This window comes from Streptomyces sp. NPDC048523 (genome assembly GCF_043199815.1).
Classification (GTDB): Bacteria; Actinomycetota; Actinomycetes; order Streptomycetales; family Streptomycetaceae; genus Streptomyces.
The window spans coordinates 1,032,589-1,052,345 of record NZ_JBICWQ010000002.1; the positions used below are offsets into that span (position 1 = coordinate 1,032,589).

Sequence of the window (19,757 nt, forward strand, 5' to 3'; positions counted from 1 at the left end):
CGGCCAGCGCGGGAACATCGCCGGACCCGCCGACCTCGCCGGGCGCGATGGCTTCCGCCCAGCGGCGGCGGGCGACACAACCCAGCCGCACGACACGAGCACCTTCCTCGGCCCCAGCCACACGCAGCCGTGCCGCCGTGGCGGTGAGCGCGACGGCACCCGCCCGCCCAAGACGAGCGCCCGCCTCGGCCCCAGCCACACGCAGCCATACCGACAGGACGACGCCGGCGGACGCGCCGATCTCGCCGGGGGCGACCGCATCAGCGGGACCCGGCCCCGGCCACTCACCGTCCCGGACCACCGTCGAGGAGAAGGCCGATGACGACGAATCCCACCCTCACCGACCTGGCCGACCGGGCGGCCCAGGCCCGCTCCCGTCCCGGCTACGGCCACGACGCCCTGATCACCTGTGACCGGCTCGTCCGGGTCTTCACCACGGACGGCGTGGAGGTCCAGGCCCTCCAGGGCCTCGACCTCCTCGTCCGCGAGGGCGAACTCCTCGCCCTGGTGGGCGCGTCCGGCAGCGGCAAGTCCACGCTCATGAACATCCTCGCCGGCTTGGACACCCCCACCGCCGGCGCCGCCAGGGTCGCGGGGCACGACCTGTTGACCATGACCGCGAAGGACCGCCTGGCCTACCGCCGCAAGACGGTCGGCTTCGTCTGGCAGCAGACCTCCCGCAACCTCCTGCCCTACCTCACCGCCGCCCAGAACATCACCCTCCCCATCCAGCTCTCCGGCGCCCGGACACCCCGCCGCACCCACACCGAACGCGCCCTGGAACTCCTGGAGTTGCTGGAGGTCGCCGACTGCCGCAACCGCCGCCCCCACCAGATGTCCGGCGGCCAGCAGCAACGCGTGGCCATCGCGGTGGCCCTGGCCAACAACCCCGCGGTCCTCCTGGCCGACGAACCGACGGGCGAACTGGACTCCCACACCGCGGAACAGATCTTCGCCGCGTTCCGCACGGCCAACGAACAGCTCGGCACGACGATCGTCATCGTCACCCACGACCAGGCCGTGGCGGGTGAGGTCCGCCGCGCGGTGGCGATCAGGGACGGCCGTACGTCCACCGAGGTCCTGCGCCGCAGCGAGGTGGACGCGGCAACGGGCCACGAGACCCTGGTGGCCAGGGAGTACGCGATGCTGGACCGCGCGGGCCGCCTCCAACTCCCGAAGGAGTACACGGAGGCGCTGGGGATGCGCGACCGGGTCGCACTGGAACTGGAGCCGGACCACGTCGGCGTATGGCCGGACGACAGCGACCGGGACGGATGACCCTCAGCGCACGCTGACGCCGAGCGCCCCGAGTCCCCCTTGCCGTACGGCGATCGAGCCGTAGGGCGTCCGCAGCCGCAGCCACGCCCCCGACGAGAAGAGCCCCAGGCCCCCGCCGGCCCGCAGGAATCCGAGCGACTGGGCCGCGTGCACGGCCCGCACGGGCAGCCGGGTGTCTCCCACGGTCCGGGACCAGATCTCCCGCCCGATCCGGTCGAGTTCGGCCCGCGTACGCGCCTCGGGTGCCAACTCCTCGCTACGGGCCCGGAATTCGGCGACCCCGGCGTGGACGAGCGCCCGCAGCGCCTCGGGCTCCGGCAGCCCGCTCACCGCCCGCCAGCCACCGCGCGGCGGCAGTACTCCGGCCCACGGCGGCCCGGTCACCGCCGCCGGCACGAGAGCCGTACCCGCGCCCTCGTCGACGGACTCCAGGAGCTCACCGGCGGACACGGTCACGTCGAGGCTGACGTCGAGCCCGTTCTCGTACGGCTTGGCGAGCCGCACCGCCCGGATCGCCAGCACGTCGAAGGACGGCGGGCGCCCGAAGACGGCGAGCGCGGTGCCGGTCCCCTGGAGCCGTACCGCGGCCGAGCGGTCGTAGTGGAGCAGCCGGGAGAGGAAGGCGGCGAGGTCTGCGGCCTCCCCCTCGTCGGCGAGGTGGAGGACCGTCATGCGGCGACGGCCTCCTCCTCGTCGTCGTCCCGGTACTCCTCGAGGAACTCCCGTTCCTCCGCGGTGATCCGGCGCGGCCGCTGGGCCTCGAAGTCGAACGGCACGATCACGGTCGAGGCCCGGACGTAGACGTCGTCGCCGTCCTTCACCTCGTAGGCGATGGTGAAGGACGCGGCCCGGATCTCGGTGATCCACAGCTCGATGTCCACGGGCGCGTGCCGGTGGACCAGCTGCCGCTTGTAGTCGATCTCATGGCGTGCCACCACGGACCCCTGCTGGAAATCCTTGTCCGGGCGGAACAGGAAGTCGATACGGGCTTCCTCCAGGTAGCGGAGGAAGACCACGTTGTTGACGTGGCCGTACGCGTCCATGTCCGCCCAGCGCAGCGGGCAGCGGTAGATGTGCCGCAAGATCAGCCCCGGGTCAGCTTCTTGTAGGTGGCGCGGTGCGGACGCGCGGCGTCCGGGCCGAGCCGCTCGACCTTGTTCTTCTCGTACGACTCGAAGTTGCCCTCGAACCAGTACCACTTGGAGTCACCCTCGTAGGCGAGGATGTGGGTCGCGACCCGGTCCAGGAACCAGCGGTCGTGGGAGATGACCACAGCCGCGCCCGGGAACTCGAGCAGGGCGTTCTCGAGCGAGGACAGGGTCTCGACGTCGAGGTCGTTGGTGGGCTCGTCGAGGAGCAGCAGGTTGCCGCCCTCCTTGAGCGTGAGCGCCAGGTTCAGGCGGTTGCGCTCACCACCGGACAGGACGCCGGCCGGCTTCTGCTGGTCCGGACCCTTGAAGCCGAAGGCGGAGACGTAGGCCCGCGACGGCATCTCGACCTGGCCGACGTTGATGTAGTCCAACTCGTCCGACACCACGGCCCAGAGGGTCTTCTTGGGGTCGATGTTGGCGCGGCTCTGGTCGACGTAGCTGATCTTGACCGTGTCGCCGATCTTGACCGTGCCCGAGTCCGCGGGCTCGAGACCCTGGATCATCTTGAACAGCGTGGTCTTGCCGGCGCCGTTCGGGCCGATGATGCCCACGATGCCGTTGCGCGGCAGCGTGAACGAGAGGTCGTCGACCAGGACCTTGTCGCCGAACGCCTTCGAGAGGTTGTTGACCTCGACGACGATGGAGCCCAGCCGCGGGCCCGGCGGGATCTGGATCTCCTCGAAGTCCAGCTTCCGCATCTTGTCGGCCTCGGCCGCCATTTCCTCGTAACGGGCCAGGCGGGCCTTGGACTTGGTCTGGCGCCCCTTGGCGTTGGAGCGGACCCACTCCAGCTCTTCCTTGAGGCGCTTGGCGCGCTTCTCGTCCTTGCGGCCCTCGACCTTGAGGCGAGCGGCCTTCTTCTCCAGGTACGTGGAGTAGTTGCCCTCGTAGGGGATCGCGCGGCCGCGGTCGAGCTCGAGGATCCACTGGGCGACGTTGTTCAGGAAGTACCGGTCGTGAGTGACGGCGACGACAGCGCCCGCGTACTTCGAGAGGTGCTGCTCCAGCCAGTTCACCGACTCGGCGTCCAGGTGGTTGGTGGGCTCGTCGAGGAGGAGCAGGTCCGGGGCCTCGATCAGCAGCTTGCAGAGCGCGACGCGGCGCTTCTCGCCACCGGAGAGGGTGGTGACGGGCCAGTCGCCGGGCGGGCAGCCCAGCGCCTCCATCGCCTGCTCCAGCTGCGCGTCCAGGTCCCAGGCGTTGGCGTGGTCCAGGTCCTCCTGGAGCTTGCCCATCTCGTCCAGCAGCGCGTCCGAGTAGTCGGTCGCCATGAGCTCGGCGACCTCGTTGAAGCGGTTGAGCTTGCCCATGATCTCGGCGGCGCCGTCCTGGACGTTCTCCAGGACCGTCTTGGACTCGTCGAGCTTCGGCTCCTGCATGAGGATGCCGACGCTGAAGCCGGGCGACAGGAACGCGTCACCGTTGGACGGCTGCTCAAGGCCCGCCATGATCTTGAGAACGGTGGACTTACCGGCACCGTTGGGCCCGACCACACCGATCTTCGCGCCGGGCAGGAAGCTCAGCGTCACGTCGTCAAGGATGACCTTGTCTCCGTGCGCCTTACGCGTCTTGCGCATGGTGTAGATGTACTCAGCCAAGAGAAACCGTCCGGCAACTTGAGATCTGGAGTGGGCAGATACACCCCATCTTGCCTGACGTCCACCCTCGGGTGGTAACCCGTTTGGTCGGGGGGCTGTGACCTGGCCGTTCACCGACCACCCGGTAGCCGACCGGTCACCGGTCGTCGCCGGGATGTCCGCGCCGCGGAGTTCCGCGAGGAGGACCTCGCGCAGCGGGGCCCACCCCAGCCCGGCCTCGGTCCGCCGACCAGGCGCCGCCCGCATGTCATCCCCGCATCGAGGCCGAGCTCCTGCGGCAGGTGCAGCCGGCCTGCCCGGGGGCCGGCAGCAGGAGGAACAGCGGGTGCACCTACCGCAGCCGGCTCGCGGTAACCGTGAAGCCGAGGATGTCGCGGTCGGTGTGGTGCGCGGCGAACAGCGACAGGACGGAACCGCTCTGGGCGAAGATCATCCAGAAGGCCGCCGAAGCCGCCATGACCGTGGTGAAGGCGGTCAGCCGGGCGCGTTCCACGGTGCTGCGCCGGCCCCAGCCGATCCCGGTCTGCCGGCAGGAACAGGACGCCCTGGAACGCCGGCCGGTCCCGATGCCGCTCGTGTCCCGGATGCCGGGCCCGTCGGGGACAACGCTGTACCCGCAAACCCCTTGATCGACATGCAGCTGCCTTCGACCTGTGCTCCCCTGGTCATAGGTACTGCCGGTACCGCAGGCGAACCCGCCATATGCCTGGCGGACCCTCTCGTCCCACGGCAGGCGACAGCTACCGCTCGAAGCGGTCAAGCACCCGCAGATGCACCGAGCACCATTCGGATCGCTCCGACGCATCGCGCTGCCGCGGCACCTGCACATCTTGCATTTCCGCCCGCTTGGGGTGTGGTCACCATGAACATCCGATGGGCTTTGGCTGCGAGTAGCCCAGTGATGATGGTCGCAGCAATCGGACTGGGTGCCGCCCCCGCAGATCAGCCGTCCACAGTCCCAGCAGCAAGCTCATTCCCCGAGGCTGGTGCATACGCAACCCAGGGCAAGAGCAATGTCATCTCGGACGACGGAGAGGTGCAAGTCTCCTGGATAGCCAGCCAAGTTTTCCCCTGGGAGGGAGGCATACCCACCCGCTGGCAGGTGAACGTCATCTACAACAACACGTCAGATCATGTCGTTTACTTGACATGCCAGGGTTGGGACACCGGAAAGATAAGGGAAAACATATTCAGGCAGGGCAAGAGTATTGGGTACGTGAAGGCCGAGCACGACCTATGCAGCGATCACCCGGAGTGGAACGCCAACCTGAGCCCCAACCACAGGATTCTCATGGCCTGGGCTGTATTCCATAACGTTCCCAGGATCGGCGATCGCGTCTCCCTGCAGTGGGAGGACTACGGGACCTCCCAGGCCCTTGACCCCTTTGGTCACTGAGCCTACGCAACAGCAAGTGGAGACGACAATGACCGACAACCCTGATGAACACAGGGGAACGAGAGTGCAGCCTGAGGCTCGCGGCGAGCCCCGGCAATGGGACCAGCGACCCCAACACCCCTCGACGAACCCGCCGCCGTTCACACCACAGCCAACGCCGCCGGCAACGTCGATGGCATTGACACCGCCCACCGAATGCCCGGCCTGCGGAAAACCCGCCGGCGAGGAACTCTCCTGCCAGTTCTGCAATCAAGTACTGTTCCTTCCGCAAGGAATAACACTCTCCACCGCCGGACTTCGCTTCGGCGGGTACTTGCTGGAGTTCGTACTCATGATCTGCACGTTGGTGATCGGCTGGGTCATCTGGGCGCTCATAGTCTTCCAATATGGCCAAACGCCCGCCAAACAACTGCTCCACATGAGAGTCGTCTGCATTCCGCAGGCTCGAACCGCCGGATGGCTCAGGATGTTCTTCCGGGAAGTCATCGCGAAGACGCTCATCGGATTCCTCGCCAGCTTCACCCTTCTGATTCCCTATTTCTGGCTCCTGTGGGACAAGAATCGTCAGGAGCTGTGGGACAAAATGGCCACTACGCTGGTCGTCAGCGACCCCCGAGATCTCCTTCGGCCACAGCCGCAGCCACAGCTCTCGGACAGTCACGCCGGGACACCGCAGAGGTAAGTGGCAGCTGCGCCGCCGCAAGGGTGCTGCAAGAGGCCTGCAAGGAAAGCACCGTGTGCGCCGGGAACCCCCCTGCCGTCCGTGGTACGTCGCGACGAGCGATGGGGGATCGCGTGTCTGTCGGAACGACGAGATCAGCACTGATCGAGCAGGGGCACTGGCTGACCGTACGGGACTGCAAGAGGGTCCTGGTCGTCGTGCACACCGTGACCTTCGCCCAACGGCTGCGTGAGGTCTTCGAACTCCTGGAGACCGACCTGCGCATCCAACTGGTCTTCACGGTCGCCCCGCACGCCTTCGGCAACGGGACCACCGAGTTCCTGCGGAGCCTGGGCATCAGCACCGTGCCCTGGGAAGAGGCGCGGCGCGCCGACTTCGACCTCGCGCTCGCCGCGGGCTCCCGCGGAGTGCACGAACTGCGGGCTCCAGTCGTACGCATCTCGCACGGGGCCGGCCAGATCAAACTGCTCACCGACGTCACCGCGCTGGCCCCGGGTGAGCCGAGGCCGCCGGGGATGCTGAGCCGCCGGCATCTGCTGCACGAGGGGCGGCTGGTCCCGGCGGCGGTCGTCTACGCCCATGACCGGGACCTGGAGGAACTCTCCCGGTCCTGCCCGGAGGCGCTTCCGGTGGCCCACGTGGCGGGCGATCCGTGTGCCGACCGGATCACGGCGGGCCGGCCCGGCCGCGAGGCCTACCGCCGGGCCCTCGGGATCGAGGACGGGCAGCGGCTCGTGGTCGTCACGTCCACCTGGGGGCCCGCGTCGACGTTCGGGCGGCTCGACTCCCTGCTGCCGCAACTGCTGAGCCAGTTGCCGGGCGACGGCCACCGCGTGGCGATGCTGGTCCATCCCAATGTGTTCGCCGGCCACGGAACCCGGCAGGTGCACGGCTGGCTGTCCTCCTGCCGGGGTCGGGGGCTCGCGGTCGTGCCGCCGGAGGCCGACTGGCAGGCGCCGCTGATCGCGGCCGACTGGATCATCGGGGACCACGGATCACTCACCGCGTACGGCACCCTCACGGACGCGACGCTGCTGCTGACCGCCGGTCCCCGGCGCGAGGTGTCGGCCTGCTCCCCGGCGGCCCTGCTGTCGGCCGTGGCACCCGTGGTCGTACCGGGATATCCGCTCGCGGAGCAGCTGGAGTACGCGGCTCAGCTGCACCGCCCGGGGCAGTACGACCATGTCGCCGCCTCGCTGACGTCGGCGCCGGGACAGTTCCACCGGCGGATGCGCTCGCTCCTCTACCGCCTGCTCGGGCTGGGCGAACCGGCCCGTCCGCCCCTCGTCGCACCGCCCTCGCCACCGCCCGCGCTGACCCGGTGGGAGATCTCCGCCGGCAGCGGGGCGGCATGAGGAGCGACCGGCGCCCCGTCCCGGATGCCGCATGGGCCACGGACGCCGCGTCGGCCATGGACGCCGCATGGGCCACGGTGTGTTTTCCCGCGGCGCGCTCCGGTCCGTCCGCGCTCCGTGCCGGCGGCTCGCACGAGCGGTCGTCCCTCGCCGTCTGGCGTTCGGACTCGGCGCACGGTCCGGTGCTCGTACGGTCCGATCCGCTGCCCTCGCCCACCGGGGGACGCGGACAGCCGTATCCCGCGCCCTGCCCGCACCCGCCCGGGGGTCCGCTGCCCTGCGACGTGCACCTGTGGGTGGACGCGGACAGCCCGGAGCGGGCAGCGCTCGCGGCACACGCCGACGTCCTGGTGAGCCGTGCCCCGCTGCCGCCCGACGCGGCCCGCCGACGCGTGCTCGACCTGCTGACCGCCCACCCCGGTTGCCTTGCCGCCGCCGTACCCGACACGTCCACCGCGTGTGTCGTCGGGGTGCGGGACGCGTCGGGCGCCGTGTCGTTCGTACGGCCGTCACGGGGCGGCAGGTCCGATGCACCGCTCCCGCCGCACACGGTCGCCTCGGTCGTGCACGCCTGGACGGTGGCCGGGAGACCGCCGGAGGCGCTGCGCCGCCTCGCCCCGGTGTAACCGCACCGACCGGACCGGCGGAGGACGACCGGCCGCGGCGCTCACCGTTGCCGCAGTCGGTCGTCCAGGCGTAGTGCGTCCTCGGGGCTCAGGCGGCGAAGGAGCGCGCGGGCGGCCTCGTAGTGGCGTACCGATTCCTCTCGATCACCACGCGTCTCGGCGGCCTGGCCGAGCCATTCCAGGCAGCGTGCCTCCCAGTGCTCGGAACGGGCCTCGCCCGCCCGGAAGCGCGCGAGCGCCTCCCGCAGCCGTCGCACGCCACCGCCCGGGTCCCCGTCGGGGTCCCCTGCGCGGTCCAGCACATGACCGAGAAGAGCCAGGACGCGGGTCGCCTCGTACGTCTCTCCCAGCGCGTCCAGTTCGGTGCCCGCCCGGCGCAGCTGCTCGGCGGCCGTGGCCAGGTCACCGGCGGCCAGCGCGGTCTCGCCGAGGCGCCGCCGGGTCAGGGCGGCGCCGCGCCGGTAGCCGATCGACTCCCGCAGCCGCAGGGCGTGCTCGAAGTGGCCGCGGGCCTCGTCGAGCCGGTGGGCCAGGAGTGCGACATGTCCCAACCCGCTCAGGGCCTGGGCCTGTTGGCGTACGTCGCCGTCGGCCGTGGCCGTCTCCAGCGCCTGTCGGTACCAGTCGGCGGCCTCCCGGTGGCGGCCCGCGTCGCGCAGGCCGATCGCGCCGGAGGTGAGCATGCGGCCCTCCCCCTGCCTCGATCCGCTCCGGCGCGCCGCTTCGAGGCCGAGGCGGTGCGCCTCGATCCACATCTCCGAGGGGCGCAACCGAAGGAAAAGGGGCCACATGAGGTCCGTCAGACGCCAGCAGGAGGAGTGCCAGCCGAGCCGGGCCGAGAGCCGTACGGCGCCCATGAGTCCGTTGCGGTGCGTGTCCAGCCAGGTCAGCGCCTCCTCGGGGCCGTCGAACGGTGTCGCGGGCGTCGTCCCGGCGGGGAGGTCGTGCCCTGCCAGCCGGTGGCTGGGGGTGAGGATGCCCTCCGCCGAAGCCGCGGTGGACAGACACCAGTCGACGAACCGCCGCAGGGTGCGCTCGCGTCGGCCGGGGTCCTCCAGCTCCTCGCCGAGCCGCCGGGCATGCGGCTGGACGAGGTCATGGAAGCGATAGATGCCCGGACCCGTCTCCTCCAGCAGATTCGACTCCACGAGCGCGCCGACGGCGATGTCGGCGGCCTCCGCGCTGTCGACCCCTTTCTCCCCCGGACGTTCCTCCCCCGCCCCTTCCCCGCCCGGCTCCTCCACGTCGGCTGCGAGGGCGGCCAGCAGCGAGAGGTCGTGGCGGTCGGCGGGCAGCAGCCCCATCCGGCGGTACAGCGCCCGGCTCGCGCCCGGGAGGACGTCGTACGACATGTCGAGCGCCGTACGCATCACGGCCTCCCCGTCCACGCGCAGCGTGTCGACCGCGCCCCGCCCCCGGGACAGGCTGTCGGCCAGGGCCGACACGGAGCGGTGGGGGCGCAGGGCGAGCTGGGCGGAGGCCAGGGCCACGGCCAGGGGCAGGCGGCCGCACAGTCTGACCACTTCACGCGCGGAGGCGGGCTCCCGGGCCACGCGCGTCCCGCCGCCGACGGCGAGGAGTTCGACGGCCGAGGCGGCGGGGAGCCCCTCGAGCCGGTGCACGGAGGCGCCGTCGAGGCGCAGCCCGGTCAGGTTGTTTCTGCTGGTCACCATGGTGAGGCCGGTCGGTGTGCCGAGCAGGAGGGGGCGCACCTGGGCGGCGGTGAACGCGCTGTCCAGCAGGACGGCAAGCCGGAGGCCCGAGGTCGTAGAACGCCACAGCGCGCTTCGCTGTGCGGTCCCGCTCGGCACCGAGGACGCGCCGAGTGCGATCAGGAAGGCTTCCAGGACGGTGGCCGGGGAGACGGGGCCGTCCTCCGTGGCTGTGTTCTGGGCTCCGAGGTCGGCGTAGAGCTGGCCGTCGGGAAAACTGTCGGCGTGTTCGTGGAGCCAGTGAGCGGCGAAGGAGGTCTTCCCGACACCCGCGAGCCCGGTGACCACGAGGACCTGCGGCGCGTGCGCCGACCGCTCGGCACGCAGTGCGTCGAGTGCCTGCCGGTCGGCCTCCCGGCCGATGAACCGCGCGGTCACCGGCGGCAGTTGACGGGGAACGGGGTGACGGGGCGGCGGTGCCGTGGCAGCGGACGGGTGGAAGTGGACACCACCGTGGATGTCCCGAGCCTGCACGCTGGGACCGTGGAGCACGGAACTGCCGCTGATGAGGTTGGCGGTCATCGCGGGGGCGGGGGGTGCGGGGGCAGGGTCGGGGACCGGTGACGTGGGTACGGCTGCGGGCGGCTCCGGGGCCGGCCCGGAAGTCGTCGGTGCGGATGCGGGCGGTGCGGGTGCCATGGGCTCGGCTGCGGGTGACGTCGGGCCCGATCCGGACGGCGTGGAGGCCAACCCAGGCAGAGTCGGCCCGGGGTCAGGGTAGTTGCGTAACCACTCGGTCAGCGCCTGCCGGGTCGCCGGGTCGCGTGATGCCAACTCACCCAAAGCTTGCGCCAGTTGCTGCCACCGTGCCGCTTCGACCGGTTGCCCCCGCGCCTCGCACCCCGGCCAGAGCCGCGCCACGGAGGGGTCCGCGCGGGCCGCGGTGTCCGTCACCCGGGCCAGTTCGCGCCACGCGGGCGACTCCGGGTCGGCGCCGCAGGCGGCCATGGCCGACAGCAGCGCCTCCGATCCGTCCGAGGAGAAAGCACGCACGTACGCGACTCCTTCCGTCTTCTCGGGAGTCACTCCCCACTGCGGACAAGATGTGAACCAATAGGGTTATTTATCGGTCAACTTTGAACACACAGCGCTCCCTTATGGTCGCCCGTGCCAGGTCCATGACACTCTCGAATGCTCGGCAATCACAGGGCCTACCGGCGGGGAGGACGCTGGTGGAGTTCGAGATCAGGCTTTCGGGATCGGTGGAGATCCGAACGGCGGGCCGCCGCAGCGATCTCGGATCGACCAAGACACGGCTGGCGCTCGCCGGCCTCGCCTGGGACGCGGGTCGCACAGTGAGCGTGGACGCTCTGATCCACCGCATCTGGGACGAGCATCCGCCCGCCAAGGCACGGGAAGCGCTCCACGCCCACATCTCCCGCATCCGGGGCGCCCTGCGGATGGCCGGGGGCGACGCTCCCCCGATCGTCAGCCGCACGAACTCGTACTCCCTGGAGGTCGACCCGGAGCGGGTGGACCTGCGCTGTTACACGAACTGCGTCGAGCGAGCCCGGTCCCTGCGGGACAACGGCGACGAGGAGACGGGACTGCGTCTGCTGGACCGGGCGGAGGCCCTGTGGCACGGCGAGCCACTGGCCGGGATCACCGGCTCGTGGGCCGAGCATCTGCGTGCAGCCATCGGCGAGACCAGCCTCGTCGCGGCGATGACCAGGGCCGAAATCCTCCTGGGCGCAGGGAAGTTCAGCGACGCCGTGCCCGTACTCCTGCCGTTGGCCGAGGCACACCCCGTGGACGAGGCCCTGGCCGAACGACTCGCCGTCGCCCTGTACGGCGGCAACCGGACGGCCGAGGCGACCAGACTGCTGCAGCGGACCCGGCAGCGTGTCGTCCGGGACATCGGCCTCGACGCCGGCCGCGGGCTGCACCGGGTCCACCAGGGAATCCTGGCGGGAACCCCCGCGGCGGACCTCCTCCCCCACACCGGGGCCAAGGACAAGCACCCCCCGCCGCCGACGCGCCGGGTCCCGGACAACCTGCCCCGTGATGTCCCGTGGGCCGGGCGGCACGATGAACTGCGGCGGCTCACCGCGGCGCTCTGCGAGGGGCGGGGAGCAGCGGACGTCGTCACCGTCGAGGCGATCCACGGAATGGGCGGGGTCGGGAAGTCCGCCCTGGCCGTCCATCTGGCGCATCGATTACGGGACCGCTTCCCGGACGGCCGCATCTTCCTCCACCTCGGCGGCTCCTCCACCGACCGGACCCGGCCGACCCCCGCCCGCGCCCTCACCGAACTGCTGCGGCTGCTCGGCCTGGCCACCAAGGAACTACCCTGCGAACTGGACGAGTTGGTCGCCCTGTGGCGCTCGGTGGCACGAGACCGCCGGATGCTGGTGATCCTCGACGACGCGACCTCCTCCGAGCAGATCCGCCCACTCCTCCCAGGCGCCTCTCCGACAGCGGTCGTTGTGACCAGCCGCCGACGGCTGCCCGGACTGCCTGGCGTACGGCCGGTCTCACTGGACGTGCTGCCTCCCGAGGACGCGGCGGCGCTCTTCTCACAGCGGCTGGGGAGAGCACGCGACACGAATCCCGCCGATGTGGCGGAGATCGTGCGGGTCTGCGGCTACCTCCCGCTGGCGATCGAGATCGCCGCGAGCAGGTTGCTGGCCCGCGCCTCGTGGACCACCTCCGACCTGTTGCGCCAGCTGAGCGACGGCAACGGCCATCTGGCCCAACTCCACGACCTGGACCGGACGTTGACCCATGTCTTCGCGGTCTCGTACGAGGCTCTCAACGCCGACCAGCGGCTGGTCTTCCGCCGCGTCGGTCTGCATGTGGGAGTCGAGTTCGGTCCTCGGGCAGTCGCCGCTCTCACCGGGCTCTCCCCGGAGACGGCTGAACAGGTACTCGAAGAACTACTGGCTCACCACCTCGTGGCGGAGCCCATTCCCCACCGTTTCACCATGCATGATCTTTTACGGGACTACGCCAGATCACTCATCGAATCGGGCGACGTCGAATCCCGGGACGATGCCCGACGGGCCGTACAAAGCCTTGTGGATCACTACGTGCACACCGCGGACCGGGCGGACCGACTGGCCTATCCCTTCCGTTCACGCACCGATCCCGACACGGGTGTTCCCGCCACCGCACCCTGTCCGGAAATCGTCGACGCGCAGTCGGCGGAACAGTGGCTGATCACCGAGTCGGCCAATCTTCTGGACACTCTGAACTGGCTTGTAAACCGCGGCACAGAACATCAACTCGCCCTTTCCGTCCATGTGTTGGCGGGCTTCCTGGACATGGAGGGACACCTCGCCGCGGCCGAGCCACTGCTGCGGCGCGCTGTCGCCCACTGGAACACCGCAGGTGACAGCCCGGCCAGGGTGCGAGCCCTGCTCGACCTCTGCGCGGTGCACACCCACGCCTCCCGCTACGACGAGGCGATCTCGACCGCACGCCAGGCTCTCGACCTCGCACGGTCACTGCGGGACCGGGAGCTGGAGAGCGAATGCGTTCACCAGCTCTCGATCCCCCTGTGGCAGACGGGGCAGTACAGATCGGCCCGATCACTTCTCAAGAAATCTCTTGATTTCCTTACGCAAACTGCCGACACGCTCCGCATCGCGCGTTGCCGAAATTTACTCGGCATCAACCATCTCCATCTGGCAGAGAACGAAGAAGCTCTGGCGTGCTTCACCTCGGCTCTGGCCGATTTCACGGAAATAGGGGATGAGCGGGGAAAATACAGCGCACTGAACAACATGGCGGAACTCCACAAGAGAGCAGGGCATCCGGAGGCCGCCGAAATCGCTTATCGGCAGGCGGTGATCGTGGCGGAGCGGATGGGGAATCCGCGAGACAGAGCCACGCTCCAGATGAATATGGCGTCCGTGATGGACGCGCTCGGCAGAGCCGATGAAGCCCTCGAGCTGTACGGCATGGCCCTGCCAGTGCTGCGGGATGTCGGAGACCGGCGCGCGCAGGCCATCGCCCTCACGCGCATCGGCAGGACGTACCGCACGGCGGGCCGCACCGATGAGGCCCTGCGACACCACATCACCGCACTTGAGATGGCCCGTGCCATTCATGCGGCGGGCGAGGAGGCCGAGGTGCTCCACGACTTGGCCCTGGCCGAACGGGACGCAGGGCTCATCGCCCGGGCCCTGGCCCATATGGAGGAGAGCCTGGCGGTGAGCCGGAGCATCGGGGCCTCCGCCGAGGAAGTCCGGGCCGCCGGCTTGCTGGCCGAGCTGCGGGCCGAAGTTACCGCCTAGTTCAATTCGGACGGGCGAGGCCGGAGCATAGGGATACACGCGTAACCCGCGCAGCGTTCGACTTGGTTCGTCATAGCCGCACACACACTCGATCAACACGCTAGTGTTCTCGCGTGCGACGAGGCACTCCCGCTGCCACTACGGGCCGCAGCTGTGCCTTGCCCATGCTTGGGCATAGACCAACGCTCGTTGAGAGAACGAAAGGCAAAGAGCTTCGTGAGATACCTGAACCGTGTCGTAGTACTGACGTGCATTGCATACGTGATTGTCCAGCATCACGGTCCGACGTACTTCGGCATGTGAACCGCCCGGTGTCCGGTACCCATTGCTCGTGGCTCGGTACCGGACACCGGCCCCCGAATCTGGCCGACGACAACCGCCCCGCTCGGCGCCCGCTCTGGGACGATGACGTACCGATGCGTTCGACTCCGTTGAGCGACTGGGGGTACTGGCGTGGATCCGATCTCGGCGAGCCTTCTCGTGGCGGCGGCGACCGGAGCGGGCGGTGAGATGGGTCGGCAACTCTGGTCGGCGCTACGGGGGTTGGTGCGGACGGGCCCGGCGACCGGCGAAGCCGAACTGGCCGCCCTGTCCGAGGCCCCCCATGACGTGGAGCGAGCACGGGCGCTCAGCGAGGCCCTGAACCGCCGCGCCGAGCAAGACCCCTCGTTCCACGCGAACTTGACGCAGTGGCAGCAGCAGGCGCAGCTGCTGCGCACCGGGGACGGAGACACGCACAACGCCATCAGCGGCGGCACACAGCACGGACCCGTCGTGCAGGGACGTGACTTCTCCGGCATCACCTTCAACAGCCCGGTCCAGGACCGGCCACCTCACCCACCTTCCACGGACCGGTGAGCGGACCGGCGTTCAGAACCGCCTCCCCACCGCTGAGCCCCTCACTGGCGGAACATCACAGCCAGTGGTCAGTCGCCTGCCCCACGCGCGGCCAGCACCACAGCCGCACCCACTACCACCGCGCCCGCTGCCCCCACCGCTCCCAAGGAACGCTTCCGCCCCCGGGACGTCCGCCACGACAGCACCGACCACGTCGACTGCGCCGACAGCAGTGACCCCGTGCTCAGCCATGAGCCCGCCGAGATCAGGGACAGGGCCGAACCAATGGAGCCCATGGACAGGGCGCTGCCGATCGAGCCGACCGAAAGGGCCGAGCCCACGGAACCGATGGACAGCACCGAGCCCACCGAGCCGATCGACAGCACCGAGTCCTGCGACCACAGGGACAGCACCGAGCCCGAGGAGGTGTGACGCGCCGGCGATGCGGATGGCTTGGTCATGACGCCATTCTGCCCGTCACCGACGCGCCGCGGTCAGTCCTGGGCCCGGTTCTGCTTCCGGCCCGTGAGGACCAGGGCCGCGCCGCCGATCACGACCAGCGCGATGGCGGTACCGGCGATCAGCGGGGTGGTCGCGGAGCCGCCGGTCTCGGCGAGGTTGACGTCGGTGGTGGGGAGGGCCACCGTGGCGGGGCTGGGCTCGCTGAGGGTCTGGGGCGTGGCGCCCCGCTCACTGCTGCGGGTGCGGCAGTCGAGGACACCGGTGAAGCGCTTGGCGAGACCGTCGGGGCCGGTGATCGTGAAGTCGTAGGCCTGGTCCTCCTGGAGCGGGACCGTCACCGTGCGGGACTCGCCCGCCGCGATGGCGTACTGGGTGCCCATCAACTCGAACGCGAACTCCTCGTCGCCCTGGTTGACCGCCGTGATGTCCAGGCCGCCCTTGGTGCAGTTGCGCGCCGCGGACAGAGCCGGCACGGCTCCCTCCTTCGCCCAGGTCGCGCTCGCCGAGGCCGAGACCGTCGACTCGCTGGAGCCGGCGAGGATCTGGGTCTGGCTCCGGCTCTCGGAGGCGAAGGCACGGCCGACCGGCACGGTGGTCGAGGCCTGCACGGTGAGGTCGGCCGAGCCCGCCGCCGCGTCCTCGGGGACGTCGAAGTAGAGCTCGCTGCCGTTGCTGACCGAGGTCACCGGTCTGCCGTCCTTGCCGACGATCCGCACGCCGCTGGTGGCCGTGTCCGCCGGCGGGGTGACCGTGGCGCCGGCCGCGTTGGTGTGCACCGTCACCGGGCCGAGCAGCTCGCCGGGGTGACCGGAGACCGCGGGCGGGTCGAGCGTCAGGGACGCGGCCGGCTCCACGACGTCACGGGCGCTCTTCTGGAGGTAGTCCGCGAGCTTCTCGGCCTGTGGGTCGACGGCGTCCACGTCCGCGTCGTCCGAGTAGCGCCAGATCGCCACCTGGGTGCCGGCCGCCGCGTCCTGCTCGGTCAGGCCGGAGGCGATACCGGCCTTGGCGGCGAGCGCCGCGAGATCGTTGACCTGGGGATAGGAGTTCTCCAGGATCCAGCGGATCCTGCCCGCACCCTTGTTGGCGCCCAGCGAGGTGCCGCTCCAGTCGGTCTCGTGGTACTTGGCGTCCTTCTGCGTGGGGTTGTAGAGATCGACGCAGTAGGTCTGGAGCGTTCCGCCGCCCTCGACGGACATCTCGAACAGTCCGGCCGACACCTGGAGATCGCCGTCGGTGTCGTGTATCACCGCGTCACCGTAGGTCTTCAGGCCCCCTATGGTGGCGGTCGCCCCTCTCTGGTTCTGCGCCGCCTCGTCCGCCGACGCCGTGTCGGCGACGGCCACCGTCGCACCGGCGGCGAGCAGGCCGGAGACGAAGGTGACGGCCGCGAGGCGAGCCGCCGCCCGTCCGCGCACGGACAGCGCAGAGAACGCAGAAAACACGGAATTCCCCTTCGAGCAGGACCCGTTGTCGAGCGGGGTGGTGGTCCCACCAGCAAACTCAGTAGCCCCGGGAGCTGTGTTCGGCATCCTAGGGACGCGGCCGCCCCCCTCTTCCCGAGGAGGCCGTCGGAAGATCGATCCGACTCGGAATCGTTATCGCCACGGCCTTTCAGCCGTGTGGCTTATCGACAAATCGACCAGAGATGACCGGAACGCATGCGCCGATAAGCCGCACTTCGGTCGCCGCCGCCGCGCCCTCGCCGGCGTCACGTCACCGCGACGGCCTCCTGCCGTTCCGCTGCCTCGACCGGTGGCGTCTCCCAGACGGGCTCGGGCTGCGTGGACGAACCCGCGGCGGTGTTCTCCGGCCGCTGGGTGCGCCGGAAGGCCGAGGTGCCGCGCGCCAGGTCGTGGCCGATCGCCACCGCGTCGATGTCGGCCGAGGTCCAGGCCGGCTGTCCCTCGCGCACCTCCGAACGCACCTTCAACCGGCCCTGGACGACCACCGGATCACCCACGTTGATCGACCCCGCCACGTTCGTGGCGAGCTGGCGATTGGCCCACACCGTGAAGAAGTTGGTGTGCCCGTCCGTCCACTCGTTCTTCTCGCGGTCCAGATAGCGCGCGGTCGCCGCCAGCCGGAACCGCACCGACGCGCCCGTCGCCAGCTCCCGGTACACCGGCTGTGTCGCCACGTTGCCCACCGCGCAGATCATGGTCTCGTTCATCGCTGGGATCCCCTTCTGACATGCGTACGGGCCCGTCCCGTACGGCTGCTGCTGTCTGCGTGCCGACCGCGTCACCGCGATCGCCGCGAAGCCAGACTGCCTCCGCCGGGCCGAGCCCGCTGCGCCCTGTGGACCATCCCCGGGTTGTGGAAAACTCCGCCACCCGAACGAGGGACCCCGTCCACAGGACCGCCCGTCACCTCACCGCCGTCACCCCACTGTCAGCCCCTCAGCGCCGTCAGCTCCTCACCCCACCCCGACGACCTTGCCGTACTGCTCCCGGACCTCCCGGTAGCGCAGCAGCTCCGCCGCCACCGGATCCAGCACCCGCGCCCTCCCGCATCCGGACGCCGCCTCCCGCAGTCGCCGTTCCGCCTCCACGCCGTACCGCCGCGCCGGCCCCCGCGCCGCCATCCGGCAGCTCCACTCGACGAGCGGGCCGCCGATGATGCCCGCCACCATCAGCAGCACCGGGACCCCCAGGTTCGGCGCCATGACCCCGATGATCTGGCCCACCAGCCAGAGTCCGCCGACGATTTGGAGGAGGGTCATGGACGCCTGTGCCAGCACGGCCACCGGCCACCAGCCCGGGCGCGGCGGACGGCCCGGTGGGAGTCCGGCCCGGGCGGTCAGCTCGTCCAGCGCCTCGGGCAGCCCCTGGGAACCGCGTACGGCCGCCTCGCGCACCGCCTGCGCCCACGCCGGCGGCAGCCCCGCCGAGGCCCGGTCGGCGAGCGTGCGTACCGCCTGCTCGACCTGCTGACGCGCGGTCGCCTCCTCGTCCGGGTGGGCGCGCAACGGCAGTCGGCCCGTGGGAGGTTCGCGCCGGTCCTCGTACCAGCGCCACAGCCGCAGCCAGGGCGTACCGCACGCGCGGTTGGCGTTGCGCAGCCAGGCGCGTTCGGCCGCCTCGCCCGCCGCGGTGGCGCCGACCGCGTCCGCGAGCCGGGCGGCGAAGTCGTCGCGCGCCGCCTCGCTCAGCCCGGTGCGCCGGCCCGTCGCGTAGACGGGCCGCAGCCGCCACGCGGCCGCGTCCACGTCGGCCGCGATCCGCCGTGAGGGAGCCCCGCGCTCCGCCACGAACTGACCGAGGGCCTCCCGCAGTTCACCGACTCCGTCCCCGGTGAGCGCGGACACCGCGAGCACGGTGGCGCCCGGTTCGCCGTACTCCCCGAGGGCGATCCCGTCCTCGTCGAGCAGCCGTCGCAGGTCGTCGAGGACCTGCTCGGCGGCCTCCCCGGGCAGCCGGTCGATCTGGTTGAGGACGACGAACATGACCTCCGCGTGGCCCGCCATGGGCCGCAGGTAGCGCTCGTGCAGCATCGCGTCGGCGTACTTCTCGGGGTCGACGACCCAGATGACGGCGTCGACGAGCGCCAGGACCCGGTCCACGTGCTCGCGGTGCTGGACGGCGGCCGAGTCGTGGTCGGGCAGGTCGACCAGGACGAGCCCGCGCAACTGGGCCTCCGAGTCGGCACTCTGCAGGGGGCGCCGCCGCAACCGGGGCGGGATGCCGAGCCGTTCGATGAGACTCGCCGAACCGTCGCTCCAACTGCACGCGATCGGCGCGGCCGTGGTGGGCCGGCGTACCCCGGTCTCCGAGATGGCCACTCCGGCCAGCGAGTTGAACAGCTGCGACTTGCCGCTGCCCGTGGCGCCGGCGATGGCGACGACGGTGTGCTGCCCGGACAGTCTGCGCCGGGCGGCCGCCTCGTCCAGGACCTGGCCGGCCTCGGCGAGCGTCCGGCTGTCGAGCCGGGTGCGCGAGAGTCCGACCAGCTCCCGCAGCGCCTCCAGGCGGGAGCGCAGCGGGCCGTCGTACGTGAGCGGGGCCGGCGGCGGGACGTTGGGCCCACGGACCTCCACGACAGCGGCCTGCTCGGTCTCGGCGGTGACCCGCCGTGCGATGAGCCCGTCGTCCCAGGAGCCGCCGGAGTCGGCGTCGGCCGTCCCTGCGGAGGTGTCAACGGCCTCCACGCGCGCGCGTTCGGCCTCCTCGCGTACATGTCCCTGGCTTGCGTCCGCCCGCACGGGACCGGAGCCCCCGCCCTTGCGCGCCTGCCCGGTGTCCGCCCGCCCGTCCCGGCCCTGAGTCCCTTCCCCGCGCGCGTGCCCGTCCTTCCCGCCCGAGTCCGCTTCGGCGCCCGCGGATTCCTCGACCGGTCCCTCCCCGTTCTCCGCTACGGCGTCGCCCGCCCGCCCCGTGCGGTCCTGATCCGTGTGGTCCTGATCCGTGACGGCGGTCATCG

At 70.6% G+C, this 19,757-nt stretch carries 16 protein-coding genes; 7 read left to right on the plus strand and 9 right to left on the minus strand.

Annotation, left to right across the window (positions count from 1 at the left end; all coding sequences use genetic code 11):
* The first annotated feature begins 318 nt into the window (after window positions 1–318).
* A complete protein-coding gene (locus tag ACGFWE_RS13605) occupies window positions 319–1,278 on the plus strand; it encodes an ABC transporter ATP-binding protein (RefSeq protein ID WP_352384064.1) in 960 nt (319 codons plus the stop codon).
* A gap of 3 nt (window positions 1,279–1,281) precedes the next feature.
* Here the strand turns inward: ACGFWE_RS13605 and ACGFWE_RS13610 are convergent, their stop codons facing one another.
* The 4 genes from ACGFWE_RS13610 to ACGFWE_RS13625 form a co-directional block, all read right to left on the minus strand.
* Window positions 1,282–1,950 (minus strand): hypothetical protein, encoded by a 669-nt coding sequence (locus ACGFWE_RS13610; protein WP_352384066.1) that lies wholly within the window; start codon window positions 1,948–1,950, stop codon window positions 1,282–1,284.
* A complete protein-coding gene (locus ACGFWE_RS13615) occupies window positions 1,947–2,360 on the minus strand; it encodes a thioesterase family protein (protein ID WP_062043634.1) in 414 nt (137 codons plus the stop codon). The genes ACGFWE_RS13610 and ACGFWE_RS13615 overlap by 4 nt, the downstream gene beginning before the upstream one ends.
* Window positions 2,361–2,362: 2 nt before the next feature.
* Window positions 2,363–4,027: an energy-dependent translational throttle protein EttA gene (gene ettA, locus ACGFWE_RS13620; protein ID WP_352384069.1), complete on the minus strand. Its 1,665-nt coding sequence runs from the start codon at window positions 4,025–4,027 to the stop codon at window positions 2,363–2,365.
* Window positions 4,028–4,358: 331 nt separating this feature from the next.
* A complete protein-coding gene (locus ACGFWE_RS13625) occupies window positions 4,359–4,520 on the minus strand; it encodes a hypothetical protein (protein WP_352384071.1) in 162 nt (53 codons plus the stop codon).
* A gap of 369 nt (window positions 4,521–4,889) precedes the next feature.
* On the opposite strand from ACGFWE_RS13625, the gene ACGFWE_RS13630 reads away from it, so the two are divergent.
* The 4 genes from ACGFWE_RS13630 (at window position 4,890) to ACGFWE_RS13645 (ending at window position 8,086) form a co-directional block, all read left to right on the plus strand.
* Complete coding sequence (locus ACGFWE_RS13630; protein WP_352384073.1) at window positions 4,890–5,423, plus strand: hypothetical protein; 534 nt, start codon at window positions 4,890–4,892, stop codon at window positions 5,421–5,423.
* A 28-nt stretch (window positions 5,424–5,451) separates the two neighbouring features.
* Entirely contained in the window at window positions 5,452–6,105 is a 654-nt protein-coding gene (locus ACGFWE_RS13635; RefSeq protein WP_393599942.1) for an RDD family protein, read from the plus strand.
* Window positions 6,106–6,206: 101 nt separating this feature from the next.
* Window positions 6,207–7,460, plus strand: a complete 1,254-nt coding sequence (locus tag ACGFWE_RS13640) for a hypothetical protein (protein WP_393599943.1) — start codon at window positions 6,207–6,209, stop codon at window positions 7,458–7,460.
* Window positions 7,457–8,086 carry a hypothetical protein gene (locus ACGFWE_RS13645; RefSeq protein WP_393599944.1) on the plus strand — a complete coding sequence of 210 codons (630 nt, stop codon included), beginning with the start codon at window positions 7,457–7,459 and terminating at the stop codon, window positions 8,084–8,086. The genes ACGFWE_RS13640 and ACGFWE_RS13645 overlap by 4 nt, the downstream gene beginning before the upstream one ends.
* A 41-nt stretch (window positions 8,087–8,127) precedes the next feature.
* Here ACGFWE_RS13645 and ACGFWE_RS13650 read toward each other — a convergent pair whose 3' ends face one another.
* Window positions 8,128–10,746: a tetratricopeptide repeat protein gene (locus ACGFWE_RS13650; RefSeq protein WP_393600210.1), complete on the minus strand. Its 2,619-nt coding sequence runs from the start codon at window positions 10,744–10,746 to the stop codon at window positions 8,128–8,130.
* Window positions 10,747–10,970: 224 nt separating this feature from the next.
* On the opposite strand from ACGFWE_RS13650, the gene ACGFWE_RS13655 reads away from it, so the two are divergent.
* Window positions 10,971–14,036: a tetratricopeptide repeat protein gene (locus ACGFWE_RS13655; RefSeq protein ID WP_393599945.1), complete on the plus strand. Its 3,066-nt coding sequence runs from the start codon at window positions 10,971–10,973 to the stop codon at window positions 14,034–14,036.
* A 453-nt stretch (window positions 14,037–14,489) separates the two neighbouring features.
* Window positions 14,490–14,894 carry a hypothetical protein gene (locus ACGFWE_RS13660; RefSeq protein WP_352384084.1) on the plus strand — a complete coding sequence of 135 codons (405 nt, stop codon included), beginning with the start codon at window positions 14,490–14,492 and terminating at the stop codon, window positions 14,892–14,894.
* A 68-nt stretch (window positions 14,895–14,962) separates the two neighbouring features.
* On the opposite strand, the gene ACGFWE_RS13665 is transcribed toward ACGFWE_RS13660, so the two are convergent.
* The 4 genes from ACGFWE_RS13665 to ACGFWE_RS13680 all read right to left on the minus strand — a co-directional run bounded on the left by ACGFWE_RS13665 (window position 14,963) and on the right by ACGFWE_RS13680 (window position 19,755).
* Entirely contained in the window at window positions 14,963–15,334 is a 372-nt protein-coding gene (locus ACGFWE_RS13665) for a hypothetical protein (protein ID WP_393599946.1), read from the minus strand.
* 33 nt (window positions 15,335–15,367) lie between these two features.
* Window positions 15,368–16,780 carry a TQXA domain-containing protein gene (locus ACGFWE_RS13670; protein WP_393599947.1) on the minus strand — a complete coding sequence of 471 codons (1,413 nt, stop codon included), beginning with the start codon at window positions 16,778–16,780 and terminating at the stop codon, window positions 15,368–15,370.
* A gap of 266 nt (window positions 16,781–17,046) precedes the next feature.
* Window positions 17,047–17,508, minus strand: a complete 462-nt coding sequence (locus ACGFWE_RS13675; protein ID WP_352384090.1) for a single-stranded DNA-binding protein — start codon at window positions 17,506–17,508, stop codon at window positions 17,047–17,049.
* A gap of 246 nt (window positions 17,509–17,754) precedes the next feature.
* Window positions 17,755–19,755, minus strand: coding sequence for a GTP-binding protein (locus ACGFWE_RS13680; RefSeq protein WP_393599948.1), 2,001 nt, complete (start codon window positions 19,753–19,755; stop codon window positions 17,755–17,757).
* Window positions 19,756–19,757 lie beyond the last annotated feature (2 nt).